Source organism: Nocardioides bruguierae (assembly GCF_023554635.1).
Taxonomy (GTDB): Bacteria; Actinomycetota; Actinomycetes; order Propionibacteriales; family Nocardioidaceae; genus Nocardioides; species Nocardioides bruguierae.
In genome coordinates this window covers 1-21,506 of record NZ_JAMJPH010000034.1, presented here as the reverse complement: position 1 = coordinate 21,506, position 21,506 = coordinate 1, and the positions used below count along the sequence as shown (strand labels likewise).

Annotated in this window: 17 protein-coding genes and 1 pseudogene; 13 read left to right on the top strand and 5 right to left on the bottom strand. The window is 73.0% G+C overall.

Annotation, left to right across the window (positions count from 1 at the left end):
* Nucleotides 1-14: 14 nt before the first annotated feature.
* Nucleotides 15-1,535, top strand: coding sequence for a leucyl aminopeptidase (locus M8316_RS18010; protein ID WP_250056927.1), 1,521 nt, complete (start codon nucleotides 15-17; stop codon nucleotides 1,533-1,535).
* Nucleotides 1,536-1,544: 9 nt separating this feature from the next.
* Here M8316_RS18010 and M8316_RS18005 read toward each other — a convergent pair whose 3' ends face one another.
* Nucleotides 1,545-1,910 (bottom strand): hypothetical protein, encoded by a 366-nt coding sequence (locus M8316_RS18005; RefSeq protein ID WP_250056925.1) that lies wholly within the window; start codon nucleotides 1,908-1,910, stop codon nucleotides 1,545-1,547.
* A gap of 143 nt (nucleotides 1,911-2,053) precedes the next feature.
* Between M8316_RS18005 and lpdA the strand changes: the two genes are divergently transcribed.
* From lpdA to M8316_RS17985, 4 genes are all read left to right on the top strand, one after another.
* Nucleotides 2,054-3,457, top strand: a complete 1,404-nt coding sequence (gene lpdA, locus M8316_RS18000; protein WP_250056923.1) for a dihydrolipoyl dehydrogenase — start codon at nucleotides 2,054-2,056, stop codon at nucleotides 3,455-3,457.
* Nucleotides 3,458-3,728: 271 nt separating this feature from the next.
* Entirely contained in the window at nucleotides 3,729-5,468 is a 1,740-nt protein-coding gene (gene sucB, locus M8316_RS17995; protein ID WP_250056921.1) for a 2-oxoglutarate dehydrogenase, E2 component, dihydrolipoamide succinyltransferase, read from the top strand.
* A 271-nt stretch (nucleotides 5,469-5,739) separates the two neighbouring features.
* Nucleotides 5,740-9,291, top strand: a complete 3,552-nt coding sequence (locus M8316_RS17990) for an ATP-binding cassette domain-containing protein (RefSeq protein WP_250056919.1) — start codon at nucleotides 5,740-5,742, stop codon at nucleotides 9,289-9,291.
* 71 nt (nucleotides 9,292-9,362) lie between these two features.
* The gene (locus tag M8316_RS17985; RefSeq protein ID WP_250056917.1) at nucleotides 9,363-10,268 is read left to right on the top strand and encodes a TIGR01777 family oxidoreductase; all 906 of its coding nucleotides are present in this window, start codon (nucleotides 9,363-9,365) and stop codon (nucleotides 10,266-10,268) included.
* A 38-nt stretch (nucleotides 10,269-10,306) separates the two neighbouring features.
* On the opposite strand, the gene M8316_RS17980 is transcribed toward M8316_RS17985, so the two are convergent.
* Entirely contained in the window at nucleotides 10,307-10,921 is a 615-nt protein-coding gene (locus M8316_RS17980; RefSeq protein WP_250056915.1) for a hypothetical protein, read from the bottom strand.
* 64 nt (nucleotides 10,922-10,985) lie between these two features.
* On the opposite strand from M8316_RS17980, the gene lipB reads away from it, so the two are divergent.
* The 5 genes from lipB (at nucleotide 10,986) to M8316_RS17955 (ending at nucleotide 15,888) form a co-directional block, all read left to right on the top strand.
* Nucleotides 10,986-11,768, top strand: coding sequence for a lipoyl(octanoyl) transferase LipB (gene lipB / locus M8316_RS17975; RefSeq protein WP_250056914.1), 783 nt, complete (start codon nucleotides 10,986-10,988; stop codon nucleotides 11,766-11,768).
* An 87-nt stretch (nucleotides 11,769-11,855) separates the two neighbouring features.
* On the top strand, nucleotides 11,856-12,872 hold the full coding sequence (locus tag M8316_RS17970; protein ID WP_250056913.1) for an ABC transporter ATP-binding protein: 1,017 nt from the start codon (nucleotides 11,856-11,858) through the stop codon (nucleotides 12,870-12,872).
* A complete protein-coding gene (locus M8316_RS17965) occupies nucleotides 12,869-13,879 on the top strand; it encodes an ABC transporter permease subunit (RefSeq protein WP_250056911.1) in 1,011 nt (336 codons plus the stop codon). The genes M8316_RS17970 and M8316_RS17965 overlap by 4 nt, the downstream gene beginning before the upstream one ends.
* A gap of 179 nt (nucleotides 13,880-14,058) precedes the next feature.
* Nucleotides 14,059-15,051 carry a lipoyl synthase gene (gene lipA, locus M8316_RS17960; protein ID WP_250057128.1) on the top strand — a complete coding sequence of 331 codons (993 nt, stop codon included), beginning with the start codon at nucleotides 14,059-14,061 and terminating at the stop codon, nucleotides 15,049-15,051.
* A 132-nt stretch (nucleotides 15,052-15,183) separates the two neighbouring features.
* Nucleotides 15,184-15,888 (top strand): DUF4191 domain-containing protein, encoded by a 705-nt coding sequence (locus M8316_RS17955; protein WP_250056909.1) that lies wholly within the window; start codon nucleotides 15,184-15,186, stop codon nucleotides 15,886-15,888.
* Between the two features lie 104 nt (nucleotides 15,889-15,992).
* On the opposite strand, the gene M8316_RS17950 is transcribed toward M8316_RS17955, so the two are convergent.
* The 3 genes from M8316_RS17950 to M8316_RS17940 all read right to left on the bottom strand — a co-directional run bounded on the left by M8316_RS17950 (nucleotide 15,993) and on the right by M8316_RS17940 (nucleotide 18,256).
* Entirely contained in the window at nucleotides 15,993-16,808 is an 816-nt protein-coding gene (locus M8316_RS17950) for a hypothetical protein (protein WP_250056907.1), read from the bottom strand.
* A gap of 10 nt (nucleotides 16,809-16,818) precedes the next feature.
* Nucleotides 16,819-17,673: a hypothetical protein gene (locus M8316_RS17945; protein WP_250056905.1), complete on the bottom strand. Its 855-nt coding sequence runs from the start codon at nucleotides 17,671-17,673 to the stop codon at nucleotides 16,819-16,821.
* Nucleotides 17,674-17,851: 178 nt separating this feature from the next.
* Nucleotides 17,852-18,256: an RDD family protein gene (locus M8316_RS17940; protein WP_250056902.1), complete on the bottom strand. Its 405-nt coding sequence runs from the start codon at nucleotides 18,254-18,256 to the stop codon at nucleotides 17,852-17,854.
* Nucleotides 18,257-18,475: 219 nt separating this feature from the next.
* Between M8316_RS17940 and glnA the strand changes: the two genes are divergently transcribed.
* The 3 genes and pseudogenes from glnA to M8316_RS17925 form a co-directional block, all read left to right on the top strand.
* The gene (gene glnA, locus M8316_RS17935; RefSeq protein WP_250056900.1) at nucleotides 18,476-19,897 is read left to right on the top strand and encodes a type I glutamate--ammonia ligase; all 1,422 of its coding nucleotides are present in this window, start codon (nucleotides 18,476-18,478) and stop codon (nucleotides 19,895-19,897) included.
* Between the two features lie 151 nt (nucleotides 19,898-20,048).
* The gene (locus M8316_RS17930; protein ID WP_250056898.1) at nucleotides 20,049-20,294 is read left to right on the top strand and encodes a hypothetical protein; all 246 of its coding nucleotides are present in this window, start codon (nucleotides 20,049-20,051) and stop codon (nucleotides 20,292-20,294) included.
* Between the two features lie 29 nt (nucleotides 20,295-20,323).
* Nucleotides 20,324-21,379, top strand: a pseudogene (locus tag M8316_RS17925) (IS3 family transposase); the annotation flags it as partial.
* Nucleotides 21,380-21,506: the final 127 nt, after the last annotated feature.

Below are 21,506 nucleotides of genomic sequence, written 5' to 3'. Positions count from 1 at the left end.
TTAGCCTGGCCCGCGTGAGCCCGTCCTTCCTCCTCCGTGCCGCCAGCCCCGCCAAGACCAAGGCCGACGCCGTCGTCGTCGGCCTGGTGCCCGCCTCGCCCTCGGGGCGCCGCAAGTCCGGCCCCGCCGTCGCGCTGGCCGCGGGCGGCGAGGACGTGGCCAAGGCCTACGGCCGCAAGCTGGACCCGATGCTCGCCTCGCTGGGGCTCAAGGGCGAGGCCGGCGAGGTCGTGCGCGTGCCGACCAACGGCGTGATCGGCAGCCCGCAGCTCGTCCTGGTCGGCCTCGGCAAGGACGCCGGCCCGGCCGCCCTGCGCCGCGCGGCCGGTGGCGCGGCGCGCGTGGTGACCAACTGCGCCAGCGTCGCCCTGGCCCTGCCCGCCGACGACCCGGCCCTGCTGCGCGCCGTGGTCGAGGGGTGGCAGCTGGGCGGCTACACCTACACCGACTACAAGTCGGCCGCCCGCACGGACGAGGCGCCCGGCCAGGTCGTCGTGCTGACCCCGTTGGCCCGCCGCAAGGAGTCCCAGAAGCTGGTGGAGGAGACGCAGGTCGTGCTGCGCGCCACCGAGCAGGTGCGCTCGTGGGTGAACACTCCCCCGGGCGACCTGACCCCGCCGACCTTCGCCGACGCAGTGGTCGCCGCCGGGCAGCCGCTGACCAAGGGTCGCGGCGCCACCGTGAAGGTCACCGTGCACGACGAGGCGTCGCTGGTGGAGATGGGCTGTGGCGGCATCCTCGGCGTGGGTGCGGGCTCCGCGGCCGCCCCGCGGCTGGTGGAGATCACCTACACCCCGAAGAAGCCGGTCGCCCACCTCGCGCTCGTCGGCAAGGGCATCACCTTCGACTCCGGCGGCCTCACCATCAAGCCCGCCGCGTCCATGAAGGAGATGAAGTCCGACATGGCCGGCGCCGCCACCGTCGTCGCCGCCACGTACGCGATCGCCGAGCTCGCGCTGCCGGTGCAGGTCTCGTGCTTCGCCCCGATGGCCGAGAACATGGTCTCCGGCGCGGCGATGCGCCCCGGCGACGTGCTCACCACCTACGGCGGCAAGACCGTCGAGGTGACCAACACCGACGCCGAGGGCCGCCTCGTGCTGGCCGACGCGCTCGGCCGGGCGATCGAGAAGGAGCCCGACCTCGTCCTGGACGTCGCGACGCTCACGGGCCACATGGTCCTGGCGCTCGGCGACAAGGTCGCGGGCGTGCTCGGTGACGACGCCGTCGTCGCGCAGGTGCTCGAGGCCTCCGAGACCGCCGGCGAGCCGATGTGGCACATGCCGATCCCCGAGGAGATGAAGGGTCGCGTCACGTCCTCGAAGATCGCCGACCTCGCCCAGCACGACTGGGTGCGGTGGGGCGGCGGCCTGTTCGCCGCCGCGTTCCTGCGCGAGTTCGTCGGCACCACCCCGTGGGCGCACCTCGACATCGCCGGCCCGTCGTTCGCCTCGGCCACCTCGGGCCACGTCACCGCGGGCGGCACCGGCTTCTCCACGGCCACGCTCGTGGACGTGGCGCGCAACCTGGCGGGCTGAGCCGGCGGCTCAGCCCCGCTTCTGCTGCTCCCGGTAGCGGCGGTTGTACTCGCGCATCCGCTGCGGCACGCCCACGACGGCCGCGTCGTAGGACGGCACCCGGTGGTCGTTGCAGAAGGCGTGCGCCCACTTCACGGACGGGACGCGGCGTCGCGTCCACTCGCCGTCGTGCGCGACCAGGAGGAGCGTGACGTCGCTGACCGACGTGCGCGGCTCGACGAACCCCTCGACGCCGTGCCGGGGCTCCATCCACGCCTGCAGGTGCTCGACGTCGGCCGCGTCCGAGGCACGCACGCGGGTGGAGCCGGTGCGGAAGCCGTCACGAGCGGGGGCGCTCGTGCGCGGGCCGCGCCGGAAGCGGTCCAGGATTCCCATGCTCACCAGTGTGCCCTGTGCGACCCAGGCCACGGAGCAGGACCGTCCCGACGCGCCCCCCGGAGGCAGGTGGACAGCCGCCCGTGAGGTGGCAGGATGGCGGCGCACGGACGCAACGAGGCGTCTCGTGGGGAAGGACAGGTGTGACCGGGACCGACGTCGACGTGCTCATCCTCGGAGCAGGATCTGCGGGCTACGCCTGCGCCCTCCGAGCGGCCCAGCTCGGCCTGAGCGTGACGCTGGTCGAGGAGGCGAAGGTCGGCGGCACCTGCCTGCACGCCGGCTGCATCCCCACCAAGGCGCTGCTGCACGCCGCCGAGGTCGCCGACGCCGCGCGCGACGCCTCCTCCTTCGGCGTGCTGGCCACGCTCGACGGCGTCGACATGGCCGGGGTGCACGCCTACAAGGACGGCGTGGTGGCCCGCCTCTTCGCCGGCCTCACCGGCCTGGTCCGCAGCCGCGGCATCACCGTCGTCGAGGGACGCGGCACGCTGACGGGCCCCCGTGAGGTCACCGTCGTCCGCACGGTCGACGGCGAGCAGGAGCGCACCACGCTCACCGGCCGGGCCGTCGTCCTGGCCACCGGGTCGGCGCCCACCGTGCTGCCGGGCATCGAGGTCGACGGCACCCACGTCCTCACCTCCGACGAGGCGCTGCGCCTCGACCGCGTGCCCACGTCCGCGATCGTGCTCGGCGGCGGCGTGATCGGCTGCGAGATGGCCAGCGCCTGGCGCTCCTTCGGCGCCGAGGTCACGATCGTGGAGGCCGCTCCGAGCCTGCTGCCCGCCGAGGAGCCCTCCAGCTCGGCCGCCCTGGCCCGTGCGTTCCGCAAGCGCGGCATCACCTCCCGCACCGGGGAGACCTTCCAGAGCGTGAAGCGCTCGGACGACGGCGTGGCGGTGACCCTCGAGGGCGGTGAGGTCCTGGAGGCCGAGGTGCTGCTCGTGGCCGTCGGCCGTCGGCCCGCCACCGCCGGGCTGGGCCTGGAGGACGTCGGCGTCGCCACCGAGCGCGGCTACGTGACCGTCGACGAGCGGTGCCGCACCTCCGTCGCGGGCGTCCACGCGCTCGGAGACATCGTGCCCGGGCTCCAGCTGGCCCACCGCGGCTTCGCCCAGGGCATCTTCCTCGCCGAGGAGCTCGCCGGGCTCTCCCCCGCACCCGTGGTCGAGGAGACCATCCCGCGGGTCACCTACTCCCACCCCGAGGTGGCGTCGGTCGGCCTCACCGAGGCCGCCGCCCGCGAGCGCTACGGGGACGACGCGGTGCAGACCCAGACCTACGACCTGGCCGGCAACGGCAAGAGCCAGATCCTGCGGACCTCCGGGCACGTCCGGCTCGTGCGCCGGGTCGACGGGCCGGTGGTCGGCGTCCACCTCGTCGGCGAGCGCGTCGGCGAGCTGGTCGGCGAGGCGCAGGCCATCGTCGGCTGGGAGGCCCACCCCGAGGACGTGGCACCGCTGGTGCACGCCCACCCGACCCAGTCCGAGGCGCTGGGCGAGGCGCACCTCGCGCTCGCCGGGAAGCCGCTGCACGTCCATGGCTGAGACGCCCGGCCGGGTCCGCCCTCGGACTTCTGCCGACGCGCCGCAGCCCCGTCCGACATCCGAAACCAACTCTCGATACTGTTCGCCCAGCGGTGCATCGCGGTCGCACTCCGACCACCTGTTCGCTGGGCGGACCCCGCCGCGCGACACGTTGCGCTACGGGTGAACAATCGGGAACAACTGAGCCTGGCACGACCCTGTGGCAACCGGACCCGCGCGACGCGCACGGACCCGCGAGCACCGACACGAAACCGCGAGCGAAGGAATCGAATTGGCTACCGAAGTCAACCTCCCGGAACTGGGTGAGTCCGTCACCGAGGGCACCGTCACCCGCTGGCTGAAGCAGGTGGGCGACACGGTCGCCGTCGACGAGCCCCTGCTGGAGGTCTCCACCGACAAGGTCGACACCGAGATCCCCTCGCCCGTCGCCGGCACGCTCCTCGAGGTCAAGGTCAACGAGGACGACACCGTCGAGGTCGGCACCGTGCTCGCGCTCATCGGCGAGGAGGGCGAGGCCCCCACCGGCGGCGACGACGCCCCCGCCCCGAGCGAGGAGCCCGCCGCGGAGGAGGCGCCCGAGCCCGAGGCCGCTCCCGAGCCGGAGCCCGAGCCCGCCCCGGCGGCGCCCGCCGCGTCCGGTGGCTCCGGTGGTTCCGGCACCCCGGTGACCCTGCCCGAGCTGGGCGAGTCCGTCACCGAGGGCACCGTCACCCGCTGGCTCAAGCAGGTCGGTGACGAGGTCGCGGTCGACGAGCCCCTGCTCGAGGTCTCCACCGACAAGGTCGACACCGAGATCCCCTCGCCCGTCGCCGGCACCCTGCTCGAGATCAAGGTCAACGAGGACGACACCGTCGAGGTCGGCACCGAGCTGGCCCTCATCGGTGACGGCTCCGCCGCCCCGGCCGAGCCGGAGCCCACCCCGGAGCCCGAGCCCGAGCCCGAGCCGGAGCCCACCCCCGAGCCCGAGCCCGAGCCGGCCCCCGCACCCGAGGCCCCGAAGGCTGCTCCGGCCCCCGAGGCCCCGAAGCCGGCCGCCCCGGCCGCGCCCGCTGCCCCCGCCGCGTCCTCGGACTCCTCCGGCACCTACGTGACCCCGCTCGTGCGCAAGCTCGCCGCGCAGCACGGTGTCGACCTCGCGTCGGTCACCGGCTCCGGTGTCGGCGGTCGCGTGCGCAAGCAGGACGTCCTCGACGCGGCGGAGAAGGCGAAGGCCGCCGCGGCCGCGCCGGCACCCGCCGCCCCGGCCGCCGCTGCCCCGTCGGCACCGGCCGCCGCCGGCGTCCCGGTGACGCCGTCGCCGCTGCGTGGCACGACCGAGAAGATGTCGCGTCTGCGCAAGATCGTGGCCACGCGCATGAAGGAGTCCCTGGACACCTCCGCGCAGCTGACCCAGGTCGTCGAGGTCGACGTCACCAACATCGCCCGCCTGCGCACCGCGAAGAAGGACGAGTTCCTGGCCCGCGAGGGCGTCAAGCTCTCGTTCCTGCCGTTCTTCGCCAAGGCGGCCGTGGACAGCCTCAAGCAGCACCCGAAGCTGAACGCGACCATCGACGACGAGGCCGGCGAGGTGACCTACCACGACGTGGAGCACGTCGCCTTCGCGGTGGACACCGACAAGGGTCTGCTCACCCCGGTCGTGAAGGACGCGGGCGACCTGTCGATCGCGGGCCTGGCCAAGAAGATCGGCGACGTCGCGGGCCGCACCCGGACGAACAAGATCGGCCCCGACGAGCTGTCGGGCGGCACCTTCACCATCACCAACCTCGGCTCGGTCGGCGCCCTGTGGGACACCCCGATCATCAACCAGCCGCAGGTGGCCATCCTCGGCCCCGGTGCCGTGGTGAAGCGTCCGGTCGTCATCGACGACCCGAACCTCGGCGAGACCATCGCCGTGCGCCACATGGTCTACCTGGCCCTGACCTACGACCACCGCCTGGTGGACGGCGCCGACGCCGGCCGCTTCCTCTCGGAGGTCAAGAAGCGCCTCGAGAGCGGCGCGTTCGAGGTCTGAGCTGACCTAGCAGGCTGACACGGGTCCCCAGCGGCACACATCGCGTGTGCCCCTGGGGACTCGGTCGTTCCGGACCCATGAGGCGTCCGAGCGCGACGCCTGTTCTGCCACGAGGATGGCGAGGTCACGACCGTGAGCGCAGCGAACGTCGGCGCCGGGGCTCCGAGCGAAGAGCAGGGGTACAAGCGCGAGGGCATGCGCCCGGAGGGCGCCCAGGTAAATGAAGAGGCGCCACGTCGGTGGTTCGTCGTACCTTCGGCTCATCGTGACCATGACTGCACCCCCCGCTACCGCTCCCTCCTCCGCTCCCACCCGGCCCACACCCCCGGCCGGGCGTCGTCCGGTCGACTGGCGCCGTCTCCGCTCCCCGCTGGCCCTCGTGTGCCTGGTCGGGGCGTTCGTCGCCGCCGTCGGCACCTCCCTGTCCACCGTCTTCGCCGGCCGCCTGGCCGACGACCCCACCACGGGCTGGCTGTCCCTGCTGGCGCTGGCCGCCGTGGGCGCGGCCGTCGTCCAGACGATCGCCCGCACCGCCTGGGCGGGCGTCGTCGACCGGGCCGAGGGCCGCCTGCGCGCGGACCTCCTCCAGGCGGCCATCTCCCAGCCCCTGCCGGAGCTCTCCGAGCAGGCCGTCGGCGAGATCTACGACCGCCTGGACGACGACACCTGGGAGGTCGGCAACCTGCTGCGCCAGGGCGTCTGGCAGGCCGCCGCCACGTTCCTCGCGGCCGGGCCGCTGTGGGTGGTCGCGACCGTCACCTGGTGGCCCGCGTTCTTCCTGTTCCCGCTCACCGCCCTCGTGACGTTCGCGGCCGTGCGTCGCCTCCTGCCCGAGATCTCGCGCCGCAAGGTGCTGGAGGAGATGGCGTGGACGGACCACGCCGCCGCCATGGAGGAGGGCGTCGCCGCGCGCGACGACCTGCGCACCAGCCTGGGCCAGGCGCACGTGCTGCGCCGCTGCTCGGAGCTGGCCGCCACCGTGCACGCCCGCTTCGCCTCGATCGTCTCGCTGGAGAAGCGGGTCGGGCGTCGCTCGGGCGGCCTGCTGCACGGCCTGCTGGCGGGCGTGGGCGTGGTCGGTGTGGCCCTGGTGCTGGCCGGCGACCTGTCCACGGCCTCGCTGGTGACGCTGTTCCTGGTGACCACCACCTTCGTCGGCCAGGTCGACCAGCTGGCCCGGCACCTGCCGGACCTCCAGGCGGGCTTCGGCGCCGTGATCCGCCTGCGCGACCTGATGTCCGTGGCGCCGGAGCCGGACGGCGGCGACCCGGTGCCCGACGGCTCCCTCTCCCTGGAGCTGCGCGGCCTGCACTTCTCCTACGGCACCGGCACGTTCGCGCTGCGTGACGTCGACCTGACCGTGCCCGCCGGCACGACCTGCGCCCTCGTGGGCCGCACGGGCTCGGGCAAGTCGACCCTGGCCTCGCTGGTCTCCCGCGCGCTGGACCCCGAGCCGGGCTCGGTGCTGCTCGGCGGGCGCGACGTGCTCGAGCTGGACCTCCAGCAGCTGCGTGCCGGCGTCGGCGTCGTCACCCAGCGCACCGAGATCCTCGCGGGCACGCTCGCGGAGAACATCGCCCTGTTCTCGGACGTGCCCCGCGCCGAGGTCGAGGCCGCGGTGGCCGAGCTCGCGCTGGACGGCTGGGTCGCCGGCCTCCCGCAGGGCCTGGACACCCCGCTGGGCCCAGGCGGCGCCACGCTGTCGGCCGGAGAGGAGCAGCTGGTGGCGTTCGCGCGCCTGCTGGTCCGCGACGTCCAGGTCGTCGTCCTCGACGAGGCCACGGCCCGGATGGACCCGGTGACCGAGGCCCGCGTCGTGCGCGCCTCGGACCGGCTGCTGGTGGGCCGCACGGGCATCCTCATCGCGCACCGTCTGTCCACCACCGAGCGCGCCGAGCAGGTCGCGGTCCTCGAGGCCGGCACGGTCGTGCAGAACGGCCCGCGCACGGTGCTGGCCGAGCAGCCGGGCCCGTTCCGCGACCTCCTGGAGGCCGCCGCGCACGCCCAGCCGGACGCCGCCGGGGCCGCGGAGGCGGCCCGGGTCGCGGCCGACTCGGGCACCGCGGACGAGGACGGCACGCCGGGCATCGGCACCGCGCGGCGCGTCGGCGTCGCCCCGGAGCCGCCGGCCGTCGCCCCGGTCCCCCGCCTGGCGCGGGCGACCTGGTCGGCGCTGACCATCGAGCCGCAGTGGGGCCTGTTCGGCATGCTGCTGTTCGCGGTCTCCGCGATGACCGGCGCCTTCGGCGTCGTCACCGCCTGGATCTGGGGCCACCTGGTCACCGACCTCCAGGGCGGGGCGTCCCCCTGGCTCCTGCTCGTCGCGCTGGTCGCCTCGCTGATGGTCTCCCCGTTCCTGCTGGCCCACGCCTTCGGCGTCTACCCGCGCTGGTGGGTCGCGGTGATGATGCGCGTGCGCGGCTCGGTGCTGCACGGCCAGACCACGCAGCACCGCCTGCTGCGCACCCCGCCCGGCGAGGCGGTGGCGCGCGCCATGGACGCCGACCGCCTGGCCCGCTACGCCGACCGCTGGGTCGACTTCGTCAACGGCCTGGCGATCGTGGTCGTGACGATGGTGCTGTCGTGGAACGTCTTCACCGGCCTCGTGCTGCTCGCGGTCATGGTGGTCTCGGCGGTCGCCTCGTCCTTCGGACGTCGGGTGGCCGGCCGCTCGGCCGCCGCCTCCTCGGCCGCGCGGGCCGGCTTCGGTCGGTCCCTGGTCTCGGCGCTGGAGTCGATCCGCACCGTGAAGCTCGCGGCAGCCACGCCGCAGGTGCACCGGCACCTGGAGAAGGTCGACTCCGGCCGCGTCGACGCGGCGGTGCGCGAGCACCGCGTGCAGGCGCTGCTGGACGGCGTCCCGATCGTCATGGTGCAGGGCGGCATCGTGGCCGCCTGGGCCGCCTACGTCTGGGGCGGCTGGGGCCTGGCCACGGCCCTGCTCGTGGCGAACGCGGTCAACGGCTTCGACTGGTTCGGCCGGGTCGCCGGCTCCGTCGTGACCGAGGCACCGGGGACGGCGGCGTGGTACCGCGAGACCAGCCGGCTGGCCGGCGGCGGGGACCTGATGGACCAGCCTGCCGGGGTCGACCTCATCACCGGCGCCGCGCCTGCCCCCGCCCACGGCGTGACGGACCGGCTGACCGAGCTGGAGGTGCGTGACCTGACCGCCGTCCACGACGACGGCACGATCGGCGTCAGTGGCGTCGACCTCACGGTGCGCCGCGGTGAGCTGGTGCTGCTGCTGGGACAGGTCGGCTCGGGCAAGTCCAGCCTGCTGGGCGCGCTCGCGGGGCTCGTGCACTCCACCGGGCAGGTCACCTGGAACGGCACGCCGCTGACCGACCGCCAGACCGAGCTGCGGCCCGGGCGCATGGCGCACGTGGCCCAGGTGCCGCGCGTCCTGTCGGGCACGTTCACCGGCAACATCGCCCTGGACCACGCCGACCGCCAGGTCGCCCCGGCCGTCGCCACGGCTCGCCTGGAGCGGGACGTCGCCGAGGCCGGCGGACCGGACTCGCTCGTCGGCCACCGCGGCGTCCGGCTCTCGGGCGGGCAGGTGCAGCGCCTCGCGCTGGCCCGTGCGCTCGCGTGCGAGGCCGAGGTGCTGCTGGCCGACGACGTGTCCTCCGCCCTGGACGCCGCGACCGAGATCGAGCTGTGGGAGGCCCTGCGCGAGCGGGGCGCCACGGTGATCGGTGCGACGTCGAAGACGGCGGCGCTGGCCCGGGCCGACCAGGTCGTGGTCGTCGCCGGTGGCACCGTGGCGGCCGCCGGCCCGTGGTCGGAGCTCTCCCGGGACTGGTCGCACCTGGCGGGCTGACGCCCGGGCCGATGGGCCCGCGCACCTGCTGGGTGACCTGACCGGGGCGCCGGCGGTGGCACGCTGCGAGCATGAGCTTGCACGTGGTCATCGCCGGCGCCTCCGGCTTCCTCGGCACGCACCTGACCGAGCGGCTGCGCGCCCGGGGGCACGAGGTCACCCACCTCGTCCGACACCCCACGCAGGAGCCCGGCGAGGCGTCGTGGGACCCCTACGGGGACGTCTACCCCCCGGCGCTGATCGAGGCGGCGGACGTGGTGGTGAACCTGGCCGGGGCGCCGCTGATCGGCAACCCGCACTCGCAGAAGTGGGCCGACGCGGTGCTCGAGAGCCGGGTGACGACGACCCGCCTGCTCGCCTCGGCGATCGCCCGCAGCGACCGCAAGCCCGCCTTCATGGCCGGCAGCGGCGTGAGCATCTACGGCGACCACGGCGACACCGTGCTGACCGAGGCCTCCGACAGCCGCGGGCACGCGTTCCTCACCGAGGTGGCACGCCAGTGGGAGGCAGCCACCCAGCCGGCCGAGGACGCCGGCGCCCGCGTCGTCCGCCTGCGCACCTCCCCCGTGATGGACCGGCGCAGCGCCCCGCTGGCGCAGCTGCGCCTGCTCTTCTCCCTGGGGCTGGGTGCCCGGCTCGGCTCCGGCGAGCAGCACATGGCGATGATCTCCCTGCGCGACTGGGTCGACGCCGTCGTCCACCTGGCCGAGCACGAGCAGGCTTCGGGCCCGGTCAACCTGGTCAGCGCCGTGACACCCACCAACGCCGAGTTCACCCGCGCCCTCGCGCACGCGCTGCACCGGCCCGCGGTGGTCTTCGCCCCGGCTCCGGTGATGAAGGTGGCCGCGGGTCGCCTCGCGCCCGAGCTGCTCGGCTCGCTGAACCTGCGACCCGCCGCGCTCGAGGCCCTCGGCTTCACGCACCGCGACCCCGACGTCGCGGCGGTGCTGGCCGCCGGGCTGGCCGCCGCCGACTGACGCAGCACGACACAGGCTGACACCGGGCGGGCCCTGGCTCAGCGCACCCCGCGCACCCGCCACTCCCCCGCTCCGCGCACCAGGGTCACCACGCTGGTGCTGGGGCGGCTGGTCGGCAGCGACTGACCGGTCGCCTCCCCGGTGTCGATCCGCTCCACGGAGCCGGCGGCGACCCGGTCGGTGACCCGCAGCCGCACGAGCCGCGGCGAGACCCGCAGCGCCGAGACGCTCAGCACCTGGGTGCGCAGCCCGGCGACCCGCAGCCCCCGGTCCTGCCAGGCCCGCAGCATCGCCACGTCCGCACTGCCCGTGGGCGACCCGCGCGTGTAGAGCCGCTCGAGCGTCACCGGGTCGGCGGCGGCCCAGGCGACGGCGCGGCGACGGTCCCAGCCACGCAGCAGGGCCAGGGCCCGTCGGTCCTCGCTGGTATTGGCCACCGGCGTGGTCGTGGCCGACGGCGCGACGACCGGGCTGGGCGTGGTCGCTCCGACGCCCAGCAGGCGCAGTCCCACGGCGAGCGCCACGGTCGTCACCGCGACGACGAGCGCGCCCAGCCCCACCAGGAGCGGCAGCGGCAGGGAGCGCGGCGGGAGCAGGCGGGTCGAGGGCGGGCGGGTGGACGGGGCGCGGTGGTGCGTCTCGGTCGGGTGCACCCCCTCGTCCTACCCGCGACGACGGGGTCGGCGGCCGTCGTCCACAGGCGTATCGTCTGCGCTCATGAGCACCGACGCCCTGGCCAGCACGACCACCGCGCCCGGCCGCGAGGTCGCCTTCGAGGTCGCGGGCCTCGGCGACGAGGCGGTCGGCTACCTCGACGCCTGGGAGCTCCAGCGTCGCGTGCACGCGGAGGTCGTGGCCGGCGAGCGGCCCGACACCGTGCTCCTGCTCGAGCACCCGCCCACGTTCACCGCGGGCAAGCGCACCGAGCCGCACGAGCGTCCGGTGGACGCCGGCGGCGCACCCGTCGTGGACGTCGACCGCGGCGGCAAGATCACCTTCCACGGCCCCGGCCAGCTGGTGGCCTACCCGATCGTCCGCCTGCCCGACCACGTGCTGGTCGTCGACTTCGTCCGTCGGATGGAGGAGGCCATGCTGCGCGCGTGCGCCGACCTCGGCGTGGTGGCCGGCCGTGTCGACGGCCGCTCGGGCGCCTGGCTGTCGGCCTCCGAGCGCGGCCCGGAGCGCAAGGTCGGCGCGATCGGCATCCGCGTCTCCCACGGCGTGACGATGCACGGCATCGCGGTGAACTGCGACGTCGACCTGGCCTGGTTCGACCGGTTCGTGCCGTGCGGCATCGCGGACGCCGGGGTCACCTCGCTCTCCTCCGAGCTCGACCGCGACGTGAGCGTCCACGAGCTGCTCCCGGTGCTGCGCGAGCGGCTGGCCGAGATGCTGGCCTGGCAGCCGTACGAGCCCACCCCGGACGCGGGTCCGCCTGCCCCGTGCGCCCCCGGGGGCGTGCCCCGCGTCGAGGTGCTGCGCCCGGGCTCGTCCGCCTGATCGGCCCAGGCACCGTCCCGCAGGGGACATCTGGACACCTCGGCGCGGCATACCCGGTATGCACGTGAGGCGTGCCACGCTGCGCTGGTGACCACCACCGCACCCGCGACGGGCGCTCCCGTCATCGAGACGCACGGCCTGCGCAAGGTCTACCGCGGCCGCAAGGGCACCCACGTGGCCGTCGCGGACCTCGACCTCCTCGTCCCCGCCGGCGGGGTGCACGGCTTCCTCGGGCCCAACGGCTCGGGCAAGACCACGACCATCCGCATGCTGCTCGGGCTGGCCCGCCCCACGTCCGGCTCGATGAGGCTGTTCGGCGAGGAGGTGCCCGCGCGGCTGCCCGCGGTCATCGGCCGCGTCGGCGCGGTCGTGGAGTCACCGAAGTTCTCCCCCAACCTGACCGGCCGGCAGAACCTGCGCCTGCTCTCCCGCTCCATCGGCGTGCCCGACGAGCGGGTCGAGCGTGCGGTGGCCACGGTGGGGCTCACCGGGCGCGAGAAGGACCGCTACAAGGGCTACTCCCTCGGCATGAAGCAGCGCCTGGCGATCGCGGCGACCCTGCTGAAGGACCCGGCCCTGCTCATCCTCGACGAGCCCACCAACGGGCTGGACCCCGCGGGCATCCGGGAGGTGCGCGACACCATCACCGGCCTGGGCGAGCAGGGCGTCACCGTGCTGCTGAGCAGCCACATCCTCGCCGAGGTCCAGCAGGTCTGCTCCTCGGCCACCATCGTCGGCCGCGGTCGGCTGCTCGCCTCCGGGCGCGTCGAGGACCTCCTCGGCGCGGTCACCCGGCACCGGGTCACCCTCACGCCGGGCACGCACGAGGCCGGCACCCACGAGGCGGCGCGGTCCGCCGCCGGCGTCCTCACGTCCGCGGGCCTGCCCTGCGAGGTCCAGGACGACGGCAGCCTGCTGGTCACCGCGGAGGACCCGGCGGTCGTCACCCGCACCCTGGGCGAGGCGGGCACCTGGCTGGCGTCCCTGGCCCCGGTCAAGCGCGACCTCGAGGACCTGTTCCTGGAGGTGACCGCCGGGCAGGGCCCCGGCATGGACATGCCGCCGGACTGGTCGGGCGCCGGGCAGGGCGGGGCCGCGCGATGAACGGCTCGTGGCTGCCCCTGCTGCGCGCCGAGGTCGACCGGCTGCGGTGGCGACGTGCCGTGCTGCTGCTGGTGCTGGGCGCCGTCGTGGTCACCGCGTTCACGTTCACGGTGACGGCCTGGGACACGCGACCGGTCAGCGACGAGGAGGTCGCGGAGGTCAGGCAGACCACCTACGTGGTCTCGGAGATCGACCAGTGCACCGCCCACCCCCGCCGCTACCTGGGTCCGCGTGCCCGTGGGCTCGACGCCGACGAGGCTGCCCGGACCTGCGAGGAGCTGGTGCTCGGCTGGTACTCCGGCCGCCCGACGCTGGACGTCGCCTCCGAGCTCGGCAACGGCTTCATCGCGTGCACGGTCTTCGTCGTCCTCCTGCTGCTCCTCATGGGCGCCACGTTCGCGGGCCACGACTGGAGCACCGGCTCGATGAGCAACCAGCTGCTCTACGAGACGCGCCGCACCCGCGTCTGGCTGGCCAAGGCGCTGGTCGTCGGCGTCGCCGGCCTCGTCGTCTCCGCGGTGCTGCTCGGCGCGCTCTGGGGAGGCCTCCTGCTGCTCGCCTCGAGCCGCGACCTGCCCGTGCCGGACGCGGTGGTGGCCGACGGCTGGGCCCAGGTGGCCCGCACGGCCGTCGCCGCGGCGCTGGCGACCCTGCTGGGGTTCGCGCTCGCGATGCTCTTCCGCAGCACGGTGGCCACCATCGCGGTGCTGTTCGCCCTCGCGGTGAGCACCGGCGGCCTGGTCGCCGCCGCGGGCCTGTTCTCGGAGTCCAGCCGCTGGGACCCGGTCACGAACATCGCCGCGCTGGTCGAGGGCAGCGCCAGCTACTACGTCGACGTGGGCCTCGACCGTGAGTGCTACACCTCCTACGGCGAGGTGCGGGGCAGGCTGCCCGGCTGCGACCCGGAACGCACCGTGGGGGCCGTCCAGGGCGGTCTGTACACCGGCCTCGGGGTGGTCGTCGTCGGCGCTGCGTCGGTGCTCGTCCACCGGCGGCGAGACGTCTGAGCCGTATCCGACACCTGTAGACGGACGTTCGAGGTCCGCCTGGTTCGGTGGGCGGACACGCGGCACGTAGGCTGGGAGACGTGACGCAGGCACCGAGCACCCCCGCCAGCACGCCCTCCACGAGCACCACCCCCCGCGCCGGGGGCGGGTGCGGCCCCGCGCCGTCGTCCTCGGCCAACGTGGACGCCGGCGGTCGCAAGCTGCTCCGCATCGAGGCCCGCAACGCCGAGGTCCCGATCGAGCGCAAGCCGGAGTGGATCAAGACCCGCGCGAAGATGGGCCCGCAGTACAAGGAGCTCCAGGGGCTGGTGAAGGGCGAGGGTCTGCACACCGTCTGCCAGGAGGCCGGCTGCCCCAACATCTTCGAGTGCTGGGAGGACCGCGAGGCCACGTTCCTCATCGGCGGCGAGCAGTGCACCCGACGCTGCGACTTCTGCCAGATCGACACCGGCAAGCCGTCCCCGCTGGACCGTGACGAGCCCCGCCGCGTCGCCGAGTCCGTGCGCACCATGGGGCTGCGGTACTCGACGATCACCGGCGTCGCGCGCGACGACCTCGAGGACGGCGGCGCCTGGCTGTACGCCGAGACGGTCCGCCAGATCCACGAGCTCAACCCGGGCACCGGCGTCGAGAACCTGATCCCCGACTTCAACGGCAAGCCCGACCTCCTGGCGCAGGTCTTCGAGTCCCGCCCCGAGGTGCTGGCGCACAACGTGGAGACGGTGCCGCGCATCTTCAAGCGCATCCGCCCCGCGTTCCGCTACGAGCGCTCGCTGGACGTCATCACCCAGGCCCGGGACTTCGGCCTCGTCACCAAGTCGAACCTCATCCTCGGCATGGGCGAGACCCGCGAGGAGGTCAGCCAGGCGCTCGTCGACCTCCACGAGGCCGGCTGCGAGCTCATCACCATCACCCAGTACCTGCGGCCCTCCAAGCGCCACCACCCCGTCGAGCGCTGGGTGAAGCCGCAGGAGTTCGTGGAGCTCAAGGACGAGGCGGACGAGATCGGCTTCTCCGGCGTCATGTCCGGCCCGCTCGTGCGCTCCTCCTACCGCGCCGGCCGCCTCTACCAGCAGGCGATGGCCGCGCGGGGCGAGCACGACGTGCAGCTCGGCGGCCCGGCCGCCGGCGTCCGTGAGGGTGCCGTGCAGGAGCCGACCACCGCGGGCTGAACCGCCCCACCCTGACGTAAGATCGAACGTCGGCGCAGCCTCTCCTCCCGCTCGGGGTCGGACGAGGCCCCGCGCCGAGCCCGCGCCGGACCCGGCGCCGGGAGGAAGACGACGAGCGAGGCACGCCACCAGATGGCCAACACGAACCCGGCGTCGATGGGCCGGATCAAGCAGTTCATCGAGACCTACAAGGTCACCAAGCGCAACGACCCGCTGATCGGCCTGTGGCTGCTGCTCGGCTTCGTGGTCGGCGGCGCGATCGGCTTCGGCCTGTTCTGGCTGCTGCCCGGCTCGGGCGTGCTGGACTGGATCTTCGGCGTCCTCGGCGGCCTGATCTTCGGCATCCTCACGGCGCTGATCATCTTCAGCCGCCGTGCGCAGACCTCGGCCTACGCCCAGATGGAGGGCCAGGTCGGCGCGGCCGCCGCCGCGCTCACCATGCTCCGCAAGGGCTGGGTGACCACCCCGGCCGTCGGCTTCACCAAGCAGCAGGACGTCGTCCACCGCGTCGTGGGCCCCCCGGGCATCGTCCTGGTCGGCGAGGGCAACCCGAGCCGCCTCAAGGCGCTGCTGGCCAACGAGCGCAAGAAGCACGAGCGCGTGGCCTACGAGGTGCCGGTCGAGGAGATCGTCGTCGGCCGCGAGGCCGGTCAGACCCCGCTGCCGAAGCTGGTCGGCGTGCTGCAGAAGAAGAAGCGCGCGCTCAAGCCGGCCGAGATGACCGCCGTGCTGAACCGGCTCAAGGCCCTCGACGCCAGCCGCCCCGCCGTCCCCATGCCGCGCGGCCCGGTGCCGACGTCCATGAAGGGCATGCGCGGCAACATGCGCGGCCGCTGAGCCACTCCCCCGCACCTCCCGCCCCTCGTGGGCGACGACGAAGCCCCCGCACTCCGAGCGAGTACGGGGGCTTCGTCGTGTGGGACGGTGCCGGGCGGGTCGCCTCAGTCGACGGCGACCGCGCCCGCGGGAGCGTCCACGGTGACCTTGCCGGCCCGGAAGGCGTACAGGCTCACGACCTGGCCGGCGTCCTGGAGCGTCACGCTGACCAGGTCGCCGCGCCGGTCGAGGTGGACGTAGACGGTGACCTCACCACTGAGGCCGGAGGCGCGGAGGGTGCCGGCCGGCCCGGCAACCTTCAGGATCGACTCCCAGGTGCTGGTGAGCTCCAGCTCCCGGACCTGGACGGCCTTCCCGTCGATCGTGTCGGTCGTGGCGCCGTGGTCGACGACGGCGGAGGCGGTCTGCGCGGTCGCCGTGGTGATCGCGCTGCCGTTGAAGATCGTGATCGGCGGCAGCAGGTCGGCTCCCGTGGCCCCGCTCAGGGAGGTCGACGCCCAGACACCCTGGGACTCCGGCGCCCGCAGGTAGAGGGTGTCGCCCACGCGAGTGACCTCCGTGGCGTCCCCGGTGGGGTCCAGGACGACGGCCACGCGCGCGTCGGACCCGGTGCCCTGCACGTCGACCTCGACGAAGCTCTGCACGCCGCCCTCGACGTAGGAGCCCGAGTAGTGGGCGTTCGCAGGGATCGACGCCTTCAGCTGCTTCTTCGCCTCTGCCAGCAGCTGCTCGGGCGAGCGCGACTCCTCGACCTCGGCGACGACCTCGGTCGTCTCCTCGGCGCCGGCCGAGGCCGACGTCGGCGCTGCGGCGTCCTCGGCGGACTCGCTGCCGCCGGAGCAGGCGGACAGCACGAGAGCCAGGGGCAGGAGGACGGAGGCGGTGGCCAGTCCGGTGCGGCGCAGCGGGCGCGTGCTCATCGTCGGCACCTCAGTCCAGCTTGAAGGCGTTGGCCGGGGCCGGCTCGGGGGTGACCTTGCCCCAGCCCGAGAGCTGGAAGCGGGACGTCGCGCCGACCACGTCGGACTCGACCCACACGATGCGGCCCCGCGGGTCGTAGCCCACGGTCGCGCTGACCTCGTCGTCCACCATCTCGGCGACGTCGGCGGCGACGTACCCGATCGCGTCCATCACCGCCGCGCCCGGGGCCGTGAACCGCCACTGGTGGACCGTCACCAGGTCGTCCCCGATGGTCATCACGTTGCTGCCCTCGTCCGAGACGGAGTCCGCGGTGGCGGCCACGGCCCGCAGCTGGCCCAGCACGTCGACGGAGACGAGGAACTCGGAGCCCTGCACCGTCGCCGAGTCCAGCGCCGAGGAGGTCCAGGCGGGCTCGGACGTCGGGGGGAGGGCGTAGAACGTCCCGTCCGCGACCCGGAAACCGACCTCACCATCGACGTCCTCCATGCCGGTGACGACCCCGGAGGCACGCGTGGCCGCCCCCTTGCCGGCGAGCAGCACCGTGCCGCTCCACTCCGGCGAGTAGTACAGCGTGAGGTCGGCACGCACGCTGCTGGGCACGGCCGCCTTCAGCTCCTTCGTGGCCGCCGCGAGCTCCTGCTCGGGCGACGTGGACTCCTCGACCTCAGCGACGGCCTCGGCCGTCTCCTCGGCGCCGGGGCTGGCGGTGGCGGAGGCCGGCTCAGCGGCGTCCTCGGCGGACTCGCTGCCACCGGAGCAGGCGGTCAGCGTCAGGGCGAGAGGCAGGACGGCGGCAGCGGCCAGGGCCCGCAGGGCCGGGCGTCGCGCGCCTGCGCGCAGGGGCAGGGTGGTGCGGTGGTTCACGGTGGTCCCGTCTGTGTGGTGGTCCGAACGGCCACGGGGCAGCACCGAGAGCGGCCACCCGGAGGCCTCGCGGGACGCTACCGGCCGGGCTGCACGACAGCTGCTGCAAAAGGCAACGATCCGGTCACGACCACCACACCCTGACGGGTGCGCGTCGACCCGTCTCGGTGAACGGTCGTCAACGTCCGCTGATCGAGCGGAAGGTGCCGAGCTCGACGACGGCGGAGCCGACCGCGAGGTCGTGCAGGCCCCGGCCGTCGGGCTTGAACACGAGCGGCGGGATGACGAGCGCGACCAGCAGCTGGCGACCGATCGCCGGCAGGAGCGCGAGGGGTCGCCCGCCGCCGTCCGCCCTGACGACGCGCAGGCGGGTGACCAGCTGACCGAACGACCCACCCGCGGTGGCACACATGACGGCGGACTCCAGCACGAACACGCCGAGCACGACGAAGCCGGACGCCTGGGAGGCGTTGGCGCCGTAGACCGGCATGAAGATGCCCGTGACCAGCAGGCAGGCGATCCAGTCGACCGCCAGGGCCAGCATCCGACGTGGCCACGTGGCGGTCTCGAACCCAAGGTGCACGCCCCTCACCCTAGAGTGAGGCCGGTGCTCGACCGCGACGGCGGGGGCCGCACCTGACCTGAAACGGGCTGTTACATCCGTGACACACAACCGATACGGTCACGAAACGGTCCCGCTCGTAGGGTTGGGCCCAATCGTCGGTGGCAACGGCGCCACGGGCTGTCCACTCCCTATACGTATGGTCGGCTGCCCTCGGAACGGACAGCCACAGGAGGACGTATGTTCAGCAGTGACGATGAGCTGATGCAGTTCATCAAGGACGAGGGCGTCGAGTTCGTCTCGGTTCGCTTCGTCGACCTCCCCGGCATCATGCAGCACCTCACCGTGCCGGTGTCGTCGTTCAACCTCGACCCCATGGCGTTCGACGGCTCGTCGATCCGCGGGTTCCAGGCCATCAACGAGTCCGACATGGCCCTGTACCCGGACATCTCCACGGCCTACATCGACCCGTTCCGCAAGTCGAAGACGCTGGCGCTGCTCTACTTCGTGCACGACCCGATCACGGGCGAGGCCTACTCCCGCGACCCGCGCAACATCGCGCGCAAGGCGCTGGCCTACCTGGCCACCACCGGCATCGGCGACACCGCCTACTTCGCCCCCGAGGCCGAGTTCTTCATCTTCGACTCGGTGAAGTTCTCCACCGGGATGAACGAGTCCTTCTACAAGGTCGAGTCCTTCGAGGGTGTCTGGAACTCCGGCGCGGACACCGACCCCGACGGTTCCCCGAACCGCGGCTACAAGGTCCGCCAGAAGGGTGGCTACTTCCCGGTCACGCCGACCGACGGCACGCAGGACCTGCGTGACGACATGGTCAAGAACCTCGAGAAGGTCGGCCTGCTCGTCGAGCGCGCCCACCACGAGGTCGGCACCGCGGCCCAGGCCGAGATCAACTACAAGTTCGACACGCTGCTCAAGGCTGCCGACGATGTCATGAAGTTCAAGTACATCGTCCGCAACACCGCGTGGGAGGCCGGCAAGTCGGTCACCTTCATGCCGAAGCCCGTCTTCGGTGACAACGGTTCGGGCATGCACGTCCACCAGTCGATCTGGGAGAACGGCGAGCCGCTCTTCTATGACGAGAAGGGCTACGGCGGCCTGTCCGACATGGCCCGCTGGTACATCGGCGGCATCCTGAAGCACGCAGCCTCGGTGCTGGCGTTCACCAACCCCACGGTGAACTCCTTCCACCGCCTGGTGCCGGGCTTCGAGGCCCCGATCTCCCTGGTGTACTCCTCGCGCAACCGCTCCGCGGCCGTGCGTATCCCGATCACGGGCACCAACCCCAAGGCGAAGCGCATCGAGACCCGCTTCCCCGACCCGTCGTCCAACCCGTACCTCGCCTTCTCGGCGCTGCTGCTGGCCGGCATCGACGGCATCAAGAACAAGATCGAGCCGCCCGCTCCGATCGACAAGGACATCTACGAGCTCCCGCCGGACGAGAAGGCCGAGATCGACCAGGTCCCGACCTCCCTCGACGCCGTGCTCGTGGCCCTCGAGAACGACCACGCCTTCCTCACCGAGGGCGGTGTCTTCACCGAGGACCTCATCGAGATGTGGATCGAGTGGAAGCGCGAGAACGAGATCCTGCCCGTGCAGCTGCGGCCGCACCCGCACGAGTTCGAGCTCTACTACGACATCTGAGCAAGGGGGGCCTCACCGCCCCTGACCTGCGCAAACGCGAATCCCTCGCCCGGATTTCCCCCGAGTTCCCCCGGAACTCTGGGATCCGCCGGGCGGGGGATTCCGCGTCCCCCGGCCGGCCGGCGACTGGCCGGCTGGCGGGGCGGCCGCGATGACGGCCCGTCGACGGCCCGAGCCGGTCAGCCGGGTCGGCCGCGTCGCGGTCTTCGCCCCGGCCCGCGCGGGCACCTACTGGCGGCTGCGCTGGACCGGCCTGGACGGCGCCCGCGCCGACACCTCGGGGGGCCGCGACCGGCCGACCGCCGAGGCGAAGGCGCGCGGCATCGACGCGCGGCTGGCCCGCGCCGCCGGTCAGCAGTCGGGTCTGCCCCGAGTCTGGTCGATACCTGACCTGTGAGGATCTGTCCTCGCTGGAAGGATGTCCCCGTGGCAAAGCCTTATCCCAAGGAGTTCCGCGACGACGTCGTGGCCGTGGCCCGCAAGGGCCAGGCTCCGCTGTCTCAGATCGCGAAGGACTTCGGCATCTCTGAAGGTTCGCTGGCGAACTGGATGAAGAAGGCCGATGTCGAGGACGGTCACCGTCCCGGTCTGACCGATGCCGACCGTGCCGAGCTGCGCGAGGCGAAGAAGCGGATCCGGCTCCTGGAGCAGGAGAACGAGGTCCTGCGTCGCGCGGCTGCCTACCTGTCCCAGGCGAACCTGCCGGGAAAATAGTTTTCCCGCTCGTCCGTGAGATGGCCGCGACCGGTGCTCGCATCAGGGTGCCGGTCGCGGTGGCGTGCAGGGTCCTGGGGCTCTCGACTCAGGGGTACTACAAGTGGCTCAAAGACCCGGTGTGCCGGCGGGACTGGGACGACGCCCACCTCATCGACATCCTCTACGAGTTGCATGCCGACGACGCCACGCTGGGCTACCGGTTCCTCACCGACGAGCTCGACCTCGAGCACGGCATCACCGTCGGTGAGAACCGTGTGCACCGGCTGTGCCGGATCGCCGGGATCACCGCGTCGCACCACAAGAAGCGCAGCAAGGCCGGCTCGAGCGGCCCCGCGCCCCACGACGACCTCCTGGCCGTGGTCGACGAGCACGGCGTGGTCCGCCACGAGTTCGTCGCCGACGCCCCGAACAAGGTGTGGCTGTGGGACATCTCGGCTGTGGGACATCTCGGAACACCCCACACGAGAAGGGAAGCTCTACATCTGCGCGATCAAGGACGTCTTCTCCAACAAGATCGTGGGCTACTCCATCGACTCACGAATGAAGTCCTCCCTGGACCGGGCGGCGATGAGGAACGCCATCGCCCTGCGCTCACCCGATGAGACGGTGTGTCACTCGGACCGAGGCGGTCAATTTCGAGCCAAGCGCACCCAACGGCTCCTGGTGAACAACGGCCTGGTCGGCTCGATGGGCCGCTCCTACGGAGCCGGGGACAACGCCAGCATGGAGAGCTTCTTCTCCCTGCTGCAGAAAAACGTGCTCAACTGACGACGACGCTCCAATCTGGGGCCAGAACGACGGTCGAAAACGGGGCCACCCAGACAGATTGGATGGGTGATCTCGATGGAGGATTGGGCTCTGATCCGGAGGCTTGTCGCGGACGGTGTCCCGC